15 protein-coding genes are annotated in these 14,408 nt (G+C 72.4%); 9 read left to right on the plus strand and 6 right to left on the minus strand.

Translation table 11 applies throughout. From position 1 onward, the window contains the following. Window positions 1–32: 32 nt before the first annotated feature. Complete coding sequence (locus tag H5V45_RS16080; protein WP_185253860.1) at window positions 33–1,103, plus strand: glycerophosphodiester phosphodiesterase family protein; 1,071 nt, start codon at window positions 33–35, stop codon at window positions 1,101–1,103. On the opposite strand, the gene H5V45_RS16085 is transcribed toward H5V45_RS16080, so the two are convergent. Genes H5V45_RS16085 through H5V45_RS16095 form a run of 3 tightly spaced genes read right to left on the minus strand, consistent with a single transcriptional unit; the run spans window position 1,067 to window position 2,849 of the window. Further along, window positions 1,067–1,276 (minus strand): PspC domain-containing protein, encoded by a 210-nt coding sequence (locus tag H5V45_RS16085; protein ID WP_185253861.1) that lies wholly within the window; start codon window positions 1,274–1,276, stop codon window positions 1,067–1,069. The genes H5V45_RS16080 and H5V45_RS16085 overlap by 37 nt on opposite strands. Continuing rightward, window positions 1,273–1,641 (minus strand): hypothetical protein, encoded by a 369-nt coding sequence (locus tag H5V45_RS16090; RefSeq protein WP_185253862.1) that lies wholly within the window; start codon window positions 1,639–1,641, stop codon window positions 1,273–1,275. Before H5V45_RS16090 ends, H5V45_RS16085 begins: the two co-directional genes overlap by 4 nt. Further along, window positions 1,638–2,849, minus strand: a complete 1,212-nt coding sequence (locus tag H5V45_RS16095; RefSeq protein WP_185253863.1) for a PspC domain-containing protein — start codon at window positions 2,847–2,849, stop codon at window positions 1,638–1,640. The genes H5V45_RS16090 and H5V45_RS16095 overlap by 4 nt, the downstream gene beginning before the upstream one ends. Window positions 2,850–3,016: 167 nt before the next feature. Here H5V45_RS16095 and H5V45_RS16100 point away from each other — a divergent pair, with 167 nt between their 5' ends. Both H5V45_RS16100 and H5V45_RS16105 read left to right on the plus strand, forming a co-directional pair. Further along, window positions 3,017–4,294, plus strand: a complete 1,278-nt coding sequence (locus H5V45_RS16100) for an ATP-binding protein (RefSeq protein ID WP_185253864.1) — start codon at window positions 3,017–3,019, stop codon at window positions 4,292–4,294. Then, a complete protein-coding gene (locus H5V45_RS16105; protein WP_185253865.1) occupies window positions 4,291–5,004 on the plus strand; it encodes a LuxR C-terminal-related transcriptional regulator in 714 nt (237 codons plus the stop codon). Before H5V45_RS16100 ends, H5V45_RS16105 begins: the two co-directional genes overlap by 4 nt. Before the next feature lie 28 nt (window positions 5,005–5,032). On the opposite strand, the gene nicT is transcribed toward H5V45_RS16105, so the two are convergent. Next, complete coding sequence (gene nicT, locus H5V45_RS16110; RefSeq protein WP_185253866.1) at window positions 5,033–6,136, minus strand: Nickel transporter NicT; 1,104 nt, start codon at window positions 6,134–6,136, stop codon at window positions 5,033–5,035. Between the two features lie 80 nt (window positions 6,137–6,216). Here nicT and H5V45_RS16115 point away from each other — a divergent pair, with 80 nt between their 5' ends. Next, a complete protein-coding gene (locus H5V45_RS16115) occupies window positions 6,217–6,576 on the plus strand; it encodes a hypothetical protein (protein WP_185253867.1) in 360 nt (119 codons plus the stop codon). A 54-nt stretch (window positions 6,577–6,630) separates the two neighbouring features. Here H5V45_RS16115 and H5V45_RS16120 read toward each other — a convergent pair whose 3' ends face one another. Next, window positions 6,631–7,110, minus strand: a complete 480-nt coding sequence (locus H5V45_RS16120; protein ID WP_185253868.1) for an XdhC family protein — start codon at window positions 7,108–7,110, stop codon at window positions 6,631–6,633. Between the two features lie 69 nt (window positions 7,111–7,179). On the opposite strand from H5V45_RS16120, the gene pcrA reads away from it, so the two are divergent. Both pcrA and H5V45_RS16130 read left to right on the plus strand, forming a co-directional pair. Then, window positions 7,180–9,639: a DNA helicase PcrA gene (gene pcrA, locus H5V45_RS16125; protein ID WP_185253869.1), complete on the plus strand. Its 2,460-nt coding sequence runs from the start codon at window positions 7,180–7,182 to the stop codon at window positions 9,637–9,639. A 121-nt stretch (window positions 9,640–9,760) separates the two neighbouring features. Further along, window positions 9,761–10,369 carry a hypothetical protein gene (locus H5V45_RS16130; RefSeq protein WP_185253870.1) on the plus strand — a complete coding sequence of 203 codons (609 nt, stop codon included), beginning with the start codon at window positions 9,761–9,763 and terminating at the stop codon, window positions 10,367–10,369. A gap of 285 nt (window positions 10,370–10,654) precedes the next feature. On the opposite strand, the gene H5V45_RS16135 is transcribed toward H5V45_RS16130, so the two are convergent. Beyond that, the gene (locus H5V45_RS16135; protein ID WP_185253871.1) at window positions 10,655–11,509 is read right to left on the minus strand and encodes a M23 family metallopeptidase; all 855 of its coding nucleotides are present in this window, start codon (window positions 11,507–11,509) and stop codon (window positions 10,655–10,657) included. A 219-nt stretch (window positions 11,510–11,728) separates the two neighbouring features. Between H5V45_RS16135 and icmB the strand changes: the two genes are divergently transcribed. From icmB to sucD, 3 genes are all read left to right on the plus strand, one after another. After that, complete coding sequence (gene icmB, locus H5V45_RS16140) at window positions 11,729–12,127, plus strand: coenzyme B12-dependent isobutyryl CoA mutase small subunit (RefSeq protein ID WP_221634030.1); 399 nt, start codon at window positions 11,729–11,731, stop codon at window positions 12,125–12,127. Window positions 12,128–12,301: 174 nt separating this feature from the next. Beyond that, complete coding sequence (gene sucC, locus H5V45_RS16145) at window positions 12,302–13,468, plus strand: ADP-forming succinate--CoA ligase subunit beta (RefSeq protein ID WP_185253872.1); 1,167 nt, start codon at window positions 12,302–12,304, stop codon at window positions 13,466–13,468. A gap of 17 nt (window positions 13,469–13,485) precedes the next feature. After that, window positions 13,486–14,382 (plus strand): succinate--CoA ligase subunit alpha, encoded by an 897-nt coding sequence (sucD, locus tag H5V45_RS16150; protein ID WP_185253873.1) that lies wholly within the window; start codon window positions 13,486–13,488, stop codon window positions 14,380–14,382. Window positions 14,383–14,408 lie beyond the last annotated feature (26 nt).

Here is a 14,408-nt window from a genome sequence, read left to right on the forward strand (position 1 = left end):
GACCGGCCATGCCGGTCCCGTCTGCTGGGGCCATGACCGCAGTGGCGCTCCCGGACCTCGAGCCCGCGACCCCCTCGCTGGTCGCGACCCCCGCGGTCGTCGCCCACCGTGGCGCCAGCGGGCTGCGGCCGGAGCACTCGATGCAGGCCTACCGCCTCGCGCTCGCCACCGGCGCCGACGACCTCGAGATCGACGTCGTGACGACCCGCGACCGCGTCCTGGTGTGCCGCCACGACGCCGAGCTCTCCCGGACCACCGACATCGCCCAGCGCCGCGACCTGGCCCACCTGCGCACGACCAAGCTCGTCGACGGCGAGGTGGTCACCGGCTGGTTCGTCGAGGACCTGCTCTGGGCGGAGGTCCGCACGCTCCGCACCCGCGAGCGGTGGGCGCGGACCCGCTGGGCGAGTGCGGCGTACGACGGCCGCGGCCGTGTCGTCACGCTCGACGAGGTCCTCGGCCTGGTGCGGGGCGAGTCGCGGCGCCGGGGCCGGCCCTGCGGCGTGCTGGTCGAGCTGAAGCACGCGGCGTACTACGAGGCGCTCGGCCTGCCGCTGCACGAGCCGCTGCTCGACGCCCTGCGCCGCCACGACCTCGACCACCCGGCCTCGCCGGTGACGGTGATGTCCTTCGAGGCGACCGTGCTCCGCCGCCTGGCGCGCAGCGCCCGGGTGCCGCTCGTGCAGCTGCTCGGCCCCGCCGTCGACCGGCCCGCCGACGTGGTCGCGTCGGGCGGGACGACCACCTTCGCTGAGCTGGCCACGCCCGTGGGGCTGGCCCGCGTGGAGGACTGGGCCGACGGGGTCGGCGCCCACACCGGGCTGGTGCTGGCCGACGGGGTGGCGCCGACCGACCTGGTCCGCGACGCGCACCGCGAGTCGCTGACGGTCCACGTCTGGACGCTGCGCCAGGAGAACCGCTTCCTGCCCGAGCCGTACCGCTCCCGCGCCGGCGACGACGCGGCCGGCGACCTGCCCGGCCTGACCACCCGGCTCCTGGAGCTGGGGGTCGACGGGCTGATCACCGACCATCCTGCGGTCGTCCGCGCGGCGCGGGACGCCTGGGCTCAGTCCTGGGGGAGCAGCGCCCAGGCGACCAGGTAGGCCACGATGAAGGTGCCGAAGCCGAAGACCGCTCCGAGCACCGTCACCAGCCGGACCAGCGTCACGTCGACGTCCAGGTAGGTCGCCACGCCGGTGCACACGCCGGCGACCATCCGGTCGTCGCGCTCGCGCACCAGGCGCTTGGGGTGGGCGGGGGTCTGCGGGGTGCTCATCGGTTCTCCTCGTGGGTGGGGTCGTGCTGCGGGATCGTGGTGGTGTCGTCGTACGACGTGGGGGTGGTGCCGACCCAGCCGGTCTGGCGGGTGCCCCAGCGGTCGCGGTTGGTCAGCGTCGTGGCCAGCAGGCCCGCGATGCCGGCGAGCACCCAGGGGACGGGCAGCAGCCAGCGGATGTCGGCGCCGTGGACGACGTCGCCCTGGACCAGGGCCCAGACGCCGACCAGGCCGACGAACGCCAGGCCCATCACCAGGTGGCCGATGTTGACCGGGTGGCGGCCGGAGCGGTCGGTGGTGTCCATGCTCGTCTCCTTCTCGGGCGTGCTCGGGGTGTACGGCGGGGTGCTCGGCGGGGTGCTCACTGGTGCACCTCGATCCCGCCGAGGTCGAGGGTGGCGACGACCGTGATCTCGGGGACGTCGTTGCCGCCGTCGTGAACGCGGTTGACCGTCGTGCCGATGCCGCCGCTGTCACCGTCGAAGAACGAGATGCCTCCCGGTCCGTCGACCGTGGCCCGGATCCGCGTGTCGACGCCCGGCGGCATGATCACCTCGAGGTGGCCGACGTTGCCGCTCAGCTCGATGGTGCGGCCGTCGAGGGCGTCGAGGTCGCGGACCTGCCTCAGGTCGAGCACCAGCTCCCCGGCCTCGACGTGGTAGCCGTCGGCGACGGCCGCCGCGCTCGTCGGGGTGGCGAGGACGGTGTCGGTCTCCCACTCGCTCGCGGCCGTGGTGACGGCCAGGGCGAGGGTCGAGACGAGCCCGACCAGGATGAGTCCGCCGGCCCGGCCGAAGAACGCGCCGACGAGCAGCATCACGCCGGTGAGGGCGACGGCGAGGGCGGGGTACGCCGAGTCGGTGACCGGCAGCCCGGCCAGGTCGACGATCCCGAGCACGCCCTCGGCCAGCGCGATCAGCGCCAGCGTGAACCAGAACAGGATCGGGCCGCGCTTGCGCGGGTTGCGGGGCCGGGGCGCGGCCACGGGGGTCGGCGGCACCCAGCCCGTGGCGGGGGCCTGGGCGTAGGGGGCGGTGGGCGGCGCGGTGGTCGGCACGGTGGTCGGCACGGCGTACGACGGGGTGGCGGCGTAGGCCTCCGGCGCGGGGGCGGTCGCGGGCCCGGACGGGGAGCGGCGGTCCTTGCGCGTCAGGAAGAGCAGCGCCACCAGGGCCACGATCGCGATCGGCCAGGGGAACCAGTCGCCGCCCCACGAGTCGCCCACCAGCGCCAGCGCGGCGATCGCGCCGACGATGACCAGCGCGACCGAGCGGCTGCGCTCGTCGAGCCCCAGCGGGGAGCCGGGGCGCCCCTCCTCGGGCACGAGCAGCCAGCAGGCGCCGTACAGGATCAGGCCGGCGCCGCCGAAGAACACCAGCACCACGAAGGCCACCCGCAGGATGACCGGGTCGATGTCGAGGTGGCGGGCCAGGCCGCCGGCCACGCCGGCGACCTTGCGGTCGTGGACCGAGCGGCGCAGGCGGCCGAGGTCGCGGACCTCCTCACGGGTGGCGCGGGGTCCGGCGTCGGCCGGGGCCGGCTCGTGCGGTGCTTCGGGCGGTGTCGTCGTCATGGCTCCAGCGTGGGTGCTGCGGCGGCGGCGCACCATCGGGGGAGACCCTGATCCTGGGCGCGCCGACCCCGGTCCCGGGCCGGGTCCGGCGTCAGGGTCGAGCCGGGGTCGCACCTCATGGTCGGAGGTCGGTCGCTGTGTGACGATTGAGGGGAGATGAGGCCCCGATGACCACCGCAGCCCCGGCGCGCGACGTACGCCGCGCCACGCGTGACGCGCAGGCCCCCGTCATCGGCGGCGTGGCCGCCGGCCTGGCGCGGCACCTCGCGCTGCCCGTGCTCTGGGTGCGGGCCGGCTTCGTGCTCGCCGCGGCGCTCGGGGGGCTCGGCATCGTGTTCTACGCCGGGCTGTGGCTGGTGCTGCCGTCCGACAGCTCCTTCGAGACCGGGGCGCCGGGCCTCGAGAGCGCGACCCGCCGCGGCATGCGCCCCGGCCGGATCCGCCGCCTGGGCGACGTGGGCCCGGCCATCGCGCTGGCGGCGCTCGCCTTCGGGGCGATCCTGCTGCTGGAGGCCGTGCTCGGGCAGTCCGCGGTGTTCTGGCCGATCTTCCTCGGCATCGTCGGTGTCGCGCTGCTGTGGCGCCAGGCCGACGAGGCCCAGCGCGAGCGCTGGCTCGACACGACCGGCCGCATCGACCCGGTGCGCGTCATCCTCGGGAACGGCGGGTGGGCGTCGTACGCCCGTCTCGCCGCCGGCATCGGCCTCGTCGTCGTCGCGCTGACCCTCTTCGCGTTCCGCGGCGGCTCGCTCGCGATGGCCCGCGACGTCAGCGTCGCCGCGCTGCTCGGCGTGGTCGGGATCGGGATCGTGGTGGGGCCGTGGATCTACCGGCTCGCCTCCGACCTGACCGACGAACGGGCCGAGCGGGTCCGCACCCAGGAGCGCGCCGACGTGGCCGCCCACCTGCACGACTCCGTGCTGCAGACGCTCGCCCTGATCCAGAAGAACGCCGCCGACGGCCCCACCGTCGCCCGGCTCGCCCGCGCGCAGGAGCGCGACCTCCGGTCGTGGCTGTACGCCGGGGAGTCGACCGACGGCTCGACGCTGGCCAGCGCCCTGCGGGGCGTCGCGGCCGCCGTCGAGGACGCGCACGGCGTCTCGGTCGACGTCGTCACCGTCGGCGACTGCGACCTCGACGAGGCGCTGCGCCCGGCGGTCGCGGCCACCCGGGAGGCCGTCACCAACGCCGCGAAGCACGCGGGGACCGGGCGCATCGACGTGTACGCCGAGGTGACGCCCGGCGCCGTCGACGTCTTCGTGCGCGACCGGGGCCGCGGCTTCGACCCGGCCGCCACCCCCGCGGACCGCCACGGCGTCCGCCACAGCATCATCGACCGGATGCAGCGACACGGCGGCCACGCCGAGGTGCGTTCCACCCCCGGCGAGGGGACCGAGGTGCGCCTGCACCTGCCCCGCGCCTCCCACCAGGAGGAGACCCCATGACGCAGACGCCCGGCCCCGGCCCCGGCCCTGGCCCTGGCCCTGGCCCTGGCCCGGTCAGCGTGGTCGTCGTCGACGACCACGCGATGTTCCGCCGCGGCGTCCGCGCCGAGCTCGCGGGCGCGGGGGCGGAGGCGATCGACGTGCGCGCCGAGGCGGCCGACGTCGACGAGGCCGTCGCCGCGATCGCGCAGCACCGCCCGGACGTCGTCCTGCTGGACGTCCACCTCCCCGGCGGTGGTGGCGTCGAGGTGATGCGGCGGCTGGCGCTCGCCCCGCCGTCGGACGGCCCGGCCCCGCGGTTCCTCGCGCTCAGCGTCAGCGACGCGGCCGAGGACGTGATCGGCACGATCCGGGGCGGTGCCCGCGGCTACGTCACCAAGACCATCACCGGCCCCGAGCTGGTCAGCGCCATCCAGCGCGTGGCCGACGGCGACGCGGTGTTCTCCCCGCGGCTGGCGGGCTTCGTGCTGGACGCCTTCGCGGGCTCGATCGACGTCGCTGCGGTCGACGAGGACCTCGACCGGCTCACCGAGCGCGAGCGGGAGGTGATGCGGCTGATCGCCCGCGGCTACGCCTACAAGGAGGTCGCCAAGGAGCTGTTCATCTCCATCAAGACCGTCGAGACCCACATGTCCAGCGTGCTGCGCAAGCTGCAGCTGTCCTCGCGCCACGAGCTGACCCGCTGGGCCTCGGACCGCCGGCTGCTCTGAGTCCTGGTGGAGGAGGCCGGGCCGTGCGTCAGGACCGGGCGTTGGTGAGGCTGGCGGTCCAGCGCTCGTCGATCTTGCCGACCCGCCAGATCGTCACCGACAGCGCCCACGTCACGACGAAGAGCAGCACGATGCCGTAGCCCACGTGGTTGAGGTCGACGTTCGCGATCGCGGCCAGCGGCCCCGAGCGGATGCCGGTCTTGTCGGCGAGCAGCCCGATGATCTCGATGCCGCCGATGATCAGCGCGACCGCGACGGACAGCGCGGTGACGGTCATGTTGTAGTAGATCTTGCGCACCGGGCGCGAGAAGGCCCAGCCGTAGGCCACCGTCATGAAGGCGCCGTCGAGGGTGTCCAGCAGGGACATGCCGGCCGCGAAGAGCACCGGCAGCGTCAGCACCGCCCACCAGGGCAGGTTGGCCGCGACCGCGCCGCCCGCGATGACGAGCAGGCCGATCTCGGAGACGGTGTCGAAGCCGAGGCCGAAGAGGAAGCCCGTGGGGTACATGTGCCACGGCTTCGTCACGGCCCGGGTCACGCGGCCGAGGATGCGGTTGAGGAAGCCGCGCTTGTCGAGCTGGCGCTCGAGCTCGGCCTCGTCGTACCGCCCCTTCCGCATCTCGCGGAAGACGTGCACGATCCCGATCAGCGCGGCCAGGTTGATCAGGCCGATGGTCAGCAGGAAGAGCCCGCTGATGGAGGTGCCCCAGACGCCGGTGATCTGCTGCAGCGCCGAGCTGTCGTCGCCGACGCCCTTCGCGAGCGCGCGCACCCCGAGCGCGATGCCCAGCACCATCACGAAGACCACCGAGGAGTGGCCGAGGCTGAACCAGAAGCCCACGCTCATCGGCCGCTTGCCCTCGGCCAGCAGCTTGCGGGTGACGTTGTCGATGGCGGCGATGTGGTCGGCGTCGAAGGCGTGCCGCATGCCGAGGGTGTACGCCGTGAGGCCGAGCCCCAGGCCGAGCACCTTGCCGCCGACCTCGTAGCCGTGCGGTGCGACGACGCCGAGCAGGAGGCCCCAGCCGAGCACGTGCAGGAAGAGCACGAACCCCATCGTGCGGGCCAGGCTGAGCTTCTCGTCGCGGGCCATGGGTCGCCGGGCGGGGCGATCGATGGTCGTCGGCGTCATGTTGCGCACTCTACCCACTTGCACATGGTGTGCAATAAGGGTCTCGCTCCGGAACGGCCCGGACGCTCTACGATCAGCGCATGGAGACGCTCCGGCTGGTGCTGCTGTTCCTGCACATCCTCGGGTTCGCCGCGCTGATCGGCGGCCTGCTCGCGCAGGCGCGGCAGCCCGAGAAGACCGTCAACGCCGCGATGCGCGACGGCATCGGGACGGCGTTCCTGGCCGGGCTGCTGCTCGTCGGCGTGCTCGAGGCCGGGGACACCGCCGTGAACCACGCGAAGGTCGCGGTGAAGTTCGCGATCGGCCTGCTGATCCTGGTCCTGGTGATGGCCAACGTGCGCAAGGAGCGGATCCCGCAGGGGCTGTGGGTCGGGCTGCTGCTGCTCAGCGTCGCGAACGTCGCCGTCGCGGTCTTCTGGTCGCCCGTCCATCACGCCTGAGGTTCGGAGCCGTCGGCCCCGCGGATCGGCGGAACGGCCGGGCAGAGCGCAGCGTCAGCCGCCCGGGCAGGTGGCGGTGCCCGGCGCCAGGTCCGGGTGGATCGCGCCGTCCCGCTCGCTGACCGACCGCACGGCCGCGTCCGCCCCACGTCGTACGGCCACGACCTCGGCGAGGATCGACACCGCGATCTCGCCCGGCTCGTCAGCGGCGATGTCGAGGCCGATCGGTGCCCGCAGCGCCTCGAGGGCCTGCTCGGTGACGCCGTTCGCGAGCAGCCACTCCCGGCGCCTGGCCTGGGTGCGGCGTGAGCCCATCGCCCCGACGTACGCCGTGCCGGCGGCGAGCGCAGCGCTGATCGTCGGGCCGTCCACGTCGTCGTGGTGGCTGGTGACGACGACCGCGTCGACGTCGGCATCGATCGTGGGCGTGGTCTCGCTGACCCGGCTCTGCCACCCGAGGGCGTCGAGCATGGGCACGAGCGCCTCGGTGACGGGTCCGGCGCCGACGATCAGGACGAGGGGAGGGGTGGCCATGGAGCCAGTATCCGCCCGGTGCCACGGGCCGACCGGATGTCGGTCGCGGAACGTAGGGTGGGACCCGAGATGAGCACCCCCTTCACCCTGCCCGGCCTCGAGCACGTCACGCCCGCCGAGGAGCCCCGCACCACGCGGCGCGGACCCTCCCGCGAGGAGCTGCTGGAGGGCCTGAACGAGCCCCAGCGCGCCGCGGTCGTCCACGAGGGCGCCCCGCTGCTCGTCGTGGCCGGCGCGGGCTCCGGCAAGACCCGGGTGCTGACCCGCCGGATCGCCTGGCTGATCTCCGAGCGCAAGGCGCACCCCGGCTCGATCCTCGCGATCACCTTCACGAACAAGGCCGCCGCGGAGATGAAGGAGCGCGTCGAGGACCTCGTCGGCAAGCGCGCCCGGATCATGTGGGTCTCGACGTTCCACTCCGCGTGCGTGCGCATCCTGCGCAAGGAGGTCGACAAGCTCGGCTACAAATCGAGCTTCTCGATCTACGACGCCGCCGACCAGAAGCGCCTGATGGCGCTGGTCTGCAAGGACCTCGACCTCGACCCCAAGCGCTACCAGCCGAACGCCGTCCTGCACTGGGTCTCCAACCACAAGAACGAGCTCCGCGACGCCGCCGACGCAACCAAGGACGCCCAGAACAACCTCGAGGAGACGTACGCCGCCGCGTACACCCTCTACGAGCGCCGCCTGCGCGAGGCCAACGCGCTCGACTTCGACGACCTGATCATGAAGGTCGTGCACCTCTTCCAGGACTACCCCGAGGTGCGCGAGACCTACCGGCGCCGCTTCCGCCACGTGCTCGTCGACGAGTACCAGGACACCAACCACGCGCAGTACGCCCTGATCCACGCCCTCTGCGCCAACCCGCTCGAGGAGGTCGTCGAGCCCGTCTCCCCGGTGGTTGAGGAGGTTGCGCAGCAACCGTCTCGAAACTCCGAGCGGGTCGAGCCCGCGGAGCTGATGGTCGTCGGCGACGCCGACCAGTCGATCTACGCCTTCCGCGGCGCCAACATCCGCAACATCCTCGACTTCGAGCAGGACTTCCCAAACGCCACCTCGATCCTGCTCGAGCAGAACTACCGCTCCACCCAGACCATCCTCAACGCCGCCAACTCCGTCATCGGCCACAACAAGGGGCGCAAGCCCAAGCGGCTGTGGTCCGACGCGGGCGACGGCGAGCGGATCACCGGGTACGTCGCCGACGACGAGCACGACGAGGCCCGCTTCGTCTCCGCCGAGATCGACACCCTCACCGACGCGGGTGGTCGGCCGGCCGACGTGGCCGTCTTCTACCGGACCAACGCGCAGTCGCGGGTGTTCGAGGAGATCTTCATCCGGCACGGCATGCCCTACAAGGTCGTGGGCGGCGTGCGGTTCTACGAGCGCCGCGAGGTGCGCGACGCGCTCGCCTACCTCCGGATGCTCGCGAACCCTGACGACCAGGTCTCGCTGCGCCGGATCCTGAACACCCCCAAGCGCGGCATCGGCGACCGCGCGGTGGCGTGCGTCGGGGCGCTCGGCGAGCGCGACCGGCTCACCTTCTGGGAGGCGCTGCGTCGTGCCGACGAGGCCCCCGGCCTCGCGACCCGCTCGCTGAGCGCGATCCGCGCCTTCGTCGCGATGATCGAGGAGCTCCAGTCGATGGTCGACGCGGGGGAGCGGGCCGACGTGATCCTCGAGTCCGTGCTCGCGCGCTCGGGCTACCTCGCCGAGCTCGAGGCCTCCGACGACCCGCAGGACGCCACCCGGCTGGAGAACCTCGCCGAGCTGGTCGCCGTCGCCCGCGAGTTCTCCGACGACCCGGTCGCCGGACCGTCGGCCGACCCCGCCGACGTCGACGCCGGCACCGTCGCCCCCGGCCTGCGCGACTTCCTCGAGCGGGTCGCCCTCGTCGCCGACACCGACCAGATCCCCGACGCCACCGACGACTCTGGCGTGGTCACCCTGATGACCCTCCACACCGCCAAGGGCCTGGAGTTCCCCGTCGTCTTCCTCACCGGCCTCGAGGACGGCGTCTTCCCGCACGCCCGCTCGCTCGGTGACCAGCCCGAGCTCGAGGAGGAGCGCCGGCTCGCGTACGTCGGTGTCACGCGGGCCCGTGAGCGCCTCTACATCTCCCGCGCCGTGGTCCGCTCCGCCTGGGGCGCCCCGTCCCACAACCCGGGCTCCCGGTTCCTCGACGAGCTGCCCGTCGACCTCGTCGACTGGCGCCGCACCGAGGCCGCCCAGACCAGCTGGTCACGCCCGGACCTCTCCGGCTCCTCCGGTGGCCGGATGGGTGCCCCCACCGCCGCCGGCCGCCGCAACTTCTCCTCCGCCGCGCTCCGCGCCGACGCCGCCGCCAAGGCCAAGCCGGCCCGCGACATCCCCTCCCTCGAGCCCGGCGACCGGGTCCTGCACGACTCGTTCGGCATGGGCACGGTCGTCGCCGTCGAGGGAGCCGCCGACAAGGCCGTCGCCTCCATCGACTTCGGCTCCGAGGGCGTCAAGCGGCTGCTGCTGCGCTACGCCCCCGTCGAGAAGCTCTAGCCGGCTCGGGAAGGTGCCGAGTCGGCGCGTCTGCAGATGCTGAGGGGTCGAGTCGGCGCATCTGCAGACGGGCGCGAGGGGCTGAGCGGCGAAAGTCCAGCGTCGTAGGCGACCGAGCGGCATGATCGGCACCGTGGCGGACAGCGGGAGGGCGACGATCGTGAGCGGCTCGCCGGTCCGTTCGGTTCTGGTGACGGGCGTCGTGGTCGCAGCACTGATGTGGGCGGGCGTTCTCGTCTACGCGGCGAGCGGGAGTGACGAGTCGCCCAGCGGGCCGCACGCCGAGTTCACGCGGTCCCAGTTGGTCCGGCTCACGGCGCGTGGCTCGGCGCGCAACCCGGTCCTGCTGCCTCGTGACCTGCCACCGGGGACGGACAACACCGGAGAACGCGACTTCACGCTGCTCAACAAGCCCTTCACGTCCACGGGTCGCCAACGCGCGGGTGCTGTGTGGCTGACGGAGTATTCCGTCGGAGCGCTCCCTCCTGCGGACGGCAGGGTCACGGGCTACACGGTGTACCAGGAGTGGTCCCAGACCCCCGAGCTGCATCGGCCGCGCTGCCGCAGCGGGCGACGGGACAACGTCACCGTCGTCCGTGTGGTCGGCGACGACCAGCTGACGATCTGCTTGGGGCCGGACCCCACGGCTGCGTCGCGCGAGTACTGGTCGACCGTCGCGTTCACGTCCAGCCTGTCCGACGTCGGCTGGTTGCGCGGCACTCTTCCGTGACCGCCTGAGCCACACGCTGGTGAGCATGTCGGCCGGGGTCGCCGCCGCGCCCTGCTCGCTTCGCTCGCGGGCGCTCGTGCCTACGTCTCGGTGGGGACGCCGCGCCCCTGCTCGCTTCGCTCGCGGGCGCTCGTGCCTACGTGACGCGGTGGTGCCGGGATCGCCGAGTCGGCGCGACAGCCCTCCGCTCGCTGGCGCTCGCTGCGAGCAGTAGCGCCGACTCGGCTCCGACCAGCACGGTGGGCTGGTCGTCCACGGGCAGAACCGCTCCGCTCGCTGCGCTCGCTACGGGTTCAACCCGTGGACGACCAGCGCCTGGTACGGGTCCACCGGGTCTCCGCCGCCGGGGCGGACCTCCAGGTGGAGGTGCGGGCCGGTGACGTTGCCGGTCGAGCCGACGTAGCCGATCAGCTCACCGGCGCGGACGACCTGGCCGGTGCTGACGGCGTACGACGTCTGGTGGCAGAACCAGAGCTCGGTGCCGTCCTCGAGCGTGATCACGGTCTTGTTGCCGTAGGAGCCGTCGTAGCCGACCGACGTCACGACGCCGTTGGCGACCGCGTGGATCGGGGTGCCGCTCGGGGCGGCGAAGTCGAGGCCGGTGTGGAAGTGCGACCAGAGGCCGCTGTACTCACCGAACGTGGCGGTCAGGTGGTAGCCCTCGACCGGCAGCACCCAGGCGTTGAGGGCGATCTTCTTGGCCTGAACCTCGGCCTGCTGGGCGAACTTGGCGAGCGCGGCATTGCGCTGCTCGGCCTGGTTCTCGGCCTCGTCGACCAGCTCGGCGTTCGCGGCGTCCGCGAGGGCGTCGCGACGCGAGTCGCGGCTCACGGTCGACTTGCGGGCGTCGAGGAGGCTGACGGTGGAGACGTCGCTGGCGCCGCTCAGGGCGCTGGCCTGGCTCAGGCGGTGGTCGTTCGACGCGAGGTCCGGGGACGCCGCGGTGACGGCGCCGCCGGCGGAGACCGCCAGGGCGGCCACACCGAGCAGGATCGGAGCCGAGGGGAGACCGCGGAACAGGGGGCCACGCGAGGCGGTGTGCTTCGCGGCCCTGCGCTTGCCGGCGGTCGCAGCGGCGACGTCCGGGGTCTCCGAGGGAGCACGGCCGTGGCCGCGACGATCCGCTCGGTGGTTGCCCATAAAGAAGTCTCCGCTGGGTTTCGGGGGTGAGACAGCGAGCCACGACCATAACGGATGGGTCACGGCCCGGGAAATCTGGACCGACCAATTTGTGGACGACGAGCGCATGTTCCGTCCGGAATCTGGGTAAAGGTGAGGGCCGCACCCGCTCGATCCGGCCGGATCCGGCCCGGTCCCGCCTCCTCGTGGCGTTCGTCACCCGTCCGCTAGATTGCCCTCATGATTCGCATCGTGGTGGGCAAGCCCGGGCTCGACGGACACGACCGCGGCGCCAAGATCGTCGCCCGCGCCCTGCGCGACGCCGGCCACGAGGTCATCTACACCGGGCTGCACCAGACGCCCGAGCAGATCGTCGAGACCGCGATCCAGGAGGACGCCGACCTGATCGGCCTCTCGGTCCTCTCCGGGGCGCACATGACGCTCTTCCGCAAGCTCATCGAGCTGCTCGCCGAGCGCGACGCCTCCGACATCGTCGTCTTCGGCGGCGGGATCATCCCCGAGGAGGACATCCCGGTCCTCACCGAGATCGGGGTCGCGAAGGTCTTCACGCCCGGCGCCACCACCGGCGAGATCACCGGGTGGGTCAGCGAGCACTTCGCCCAGGGCGCCGAGGCCTGAGCCGTCGGTACGCCGGACTCCGACCCCGTCCGCGGAGTTCCCCGGCCCGCTATGCCGTGCGTCACGTCGGGCGCCCTCGCCTCGTCCGTGGGCGTCGTACGGGTCTAGGGTGCCCGGGAGATACGTGCGGTCGCACATCGACGGCCGACAGCTTCGAACAGGACTGGTGGATCAGTGGATCTGATGGAATTCCAGGCGAAGGAGCTCTTCGCCAAGCATGACGTCCCCGGCACGCCGGGCATCGTCGCGACGACCCCCGCCGAGGCCCGCGCTGCGGCCGAGAAGCTCGGTGTCTGCGTCGTCAAGGCCCAGGTCAAGGCGGGGGGCCGCGGCAAGGCCGGCGGCGTCAAGCTCGCCAAGACCCCCGACGAGGCCGAGGAGCACGCCACGGCGATCCTCGGCATGGAGATCAAGGGCCTGACGGTGCACCGCGTGCTGGTCGCCCCGGCCGCCAGCATCGAGGAGGAGTACTACTTCTCCTTCCTGCTGGACCGCGCGAACCGTCAGTACCTCTGCATCGCCAGCGTCGAGGGCGGTGTCGAGATCGAGGAGGTCGCGAAGACCAACCCCGACGCCGTCAAGCAGATCCCGATCGACCCGGGCACCGGCGTCGACGAGGCCAAGGCCCGCGCGATCGTGGCCGAGGCCGGCTTCCCCGAGGTCCTCACCGAGCAGGCCGTCACGACGGTGCTGAACCTGTGGAAGGTCTTCGTCGAGGAGGACGCCACGCTGGTCGAGGTCAACCCCCTCGCCCGTCTCGCCGGCGACAAGCTCGAGGCGCTCGACGGCAAGGTCTCGCTCGACGAGAACGCCGAGTTCCGCCACGACGACCACGCGCAGTTCGAGGACAAGGAAGCGGCCGACCCGCTCGAGGCGAAGGCGAAGGCCAAGGGCCTCAACTACGTCAAGCTCGACGGCTCCGTCGGCATTATCGGCAACGGCGCGGGGCTCGTCATGAGCACCCTCGACGTCGTCGCGTACGCCGGTGAGGCGCACGGCGGGGTCAAGCCCGCCAACTTCCTCGACATCGGTGGCGGCGCGTCCGCCCAGGTGATGGCCGACGGCCTCGACGTGATCCTCAACGACGAGCAGGTCAAGAGCGTCTTCGTGAACGTCTTCGGCGGGATCACGTCCTGCGACGCCGTGGCCAACGGCATCGTCGGCGCCCTCGAGATCCTCGGCGACGAGGCCAGCAAGCCGCTGGTCGTCCGCCTCGACGGCAACAACGTCGAGGAGGGCCGCCGGATCCTGGACGAGGCCAACCACCCGCTGGTGACCCTCGTCGAGACCATGGACGGTGCGGCCGACAAGGCCGCCGAGCTCGCGCACGCCGCGAAGTGACTGGAGAACTCTGAATCATGTCTATCTACCTGAACAAGGACTCCAAGGTCATCGTCCAGGGCATCACCGGCGGTGAGGGCACCAAGCACACCGCGCTGATGCTCAAGTGCGGCACCCAGGTCGTCGGCGGCGTCAACGCCCGCAAGGCCGGCACCACCGTGGCCCACAAGGACGCCGACGGCAACGACGTCGAGCTCCCCGTCTTCGGCTCCGTCAAGGAGGCGATGGCCGAGACCGGCGCCGACGTGTCGGTGGCCTTCGTGCCCCCGGCCTTCACCAAGGACGCCTGCCTCGAGGCCATCGACGCCGGCATCGGCTTGCTCGTGGTCATCACCGAGGGCGTGCCCGTGCAGGACACGGCCGAGGTCTGGGCCTACCTGGACGGCAAGAGCACCCGGATGATCGGGCCGAACTGCCCCGGCATCATCACGCCCGGCGAGGCGCTGGCCGGCATCACGCCGGCCACGATCGCGGGCTCCGGCCCGATCGGCCTGGTCTCGAAGTCCGGCACGCTGACCTACCAGATGATGTTCGAGCTGCGGGACTTCGGCTTCTCGACCGCCATCGGCATCGGCGGCGACCCGATCGTCGGCACCACGCACATCGACGCCCTCGAGGCGTTCGAGGCGGACCCCGACACCAAGGCGATCGTGATGATCGGCGAGATCGGCGGCGACGCCGAGGAGCGGGCGGCGGCCTACATCAAGGAGCACGTGACCAAGCCCGTCGTCGGGTACGTCGCGGGCTTCACCGCCCCCGAGGGCAAGACGATGGGCCACGCCGGCGCGATCGTCTCCGGCTCGTCCGGCACCGCGCAGGCCAAGAAGGAGGCCCTCGAGGCCGCCGGGGTCAAGGTCGGCAAGACGCCGTCCGAGACCGCCTCGCTGATGCGGGACATCCTCAACGGGCTCTAGCCCGCAGGACCGCTGACCCGGTCCGA

Source organism: Nocardioides luti, assembly GCF_014212315.1.
Classification (GTDB): Bacteria; Actinomycetota; Actinomycetes; order Propionibacteriales; family Nocardioidaceae; genus Nocardioides; species Nocardioides luti.

Bases quoted from the DNA above. Each gene is read 5' to 3' on its own strand.
- H5V45_RS16080 (WP_185253860.1), top strand. From the start codon at position 33: ATGACCGCAGTGGCGCTCCCGGACCTCGAGCCCGCGACCCCCTCGCTG.
- H5V45_RS16085 (WP_185253861.1), bottom strand. From the start codon at position 1,276: ATGAGCACCCCGCAGACCCCCGCCCACCCCAAGCGCCTGGTGCGCGAG.
- H5V45_RS16095 (WP_185253863.1), bottom strand. From the start codon at position 2,849: ATGACGACGACACCGCCCGAAGCACCGCACGAGCCGGCCCCGGCCGAC.
- H5V45_RS16100 (WP_185253864.1), top strand. From the start codon at position 3,017: ATGACCACCGCAGCCCCGGCGCGCGACGTACGCCGCGCCACGCGTGAC.
- H5V45_RS16105 (WP_185253865.1), top strand. From the start codon at position 4,291: ATGACGCAGACGCCCGGCCCCGGCCCCGGCCCTGGCCCTGGCCCTGGC.
- nicT (WP_185253866.1), bottom strand. From the start codon at position 6,136: ATGACGCCGACGACCATCGATCGCCCCGCCCGGCGACCCATGGCCCGC.
- H5V45_RS16115 (WP_185253867.1), top strand. From the start codon at position 6,217: ATGGAGACGCTCCGGCTGGTGCTGCTGTTCCTGCACATCCTCGGGTTC.
- H5V45_RS16120 (WP_185253868.1), bottom strand. From the start codon at position 7,110: ATGGCCACCCCTCCCCTCGTCCTGATCGTCGGCGCCGGACCCGTCACC.
- pcrA (WP_185253869.1), top strand. From the start codon at position 7,180: ATGAGCACCCCCTTCACCCTGCCCGGCCTCGAGCACGTCACGCCCGCC.
- H5V45_RS16130 (WP_185253870.1), top strand. From the start codon at position 9,761: ATGATCGGCACCGTGGCGGACAGCGGGAGGGCGACGATCGTGAGCGGC.
- H5V45_RS16135 (WP_185253871.1), bottom strand. From the start codon at position 11,509: ATGGGCAACCACCGAGCGGATCGTCGCGGCCACGGCCGTGCTCCCTCG.
- icmB (WP_221634030.1), top strand. From the start codon at position 11,729: ATGATTCGCATCGTGGTGGGCAAGCCCGGGCTCGACGGACACGACCGC.
- sucD (WP_185253873.1), top strand. From the start codon at position 13,486: ATGTCTATCTACCTGAACAAGGACTCCAAGGTCATCGTCCAGGGCATC.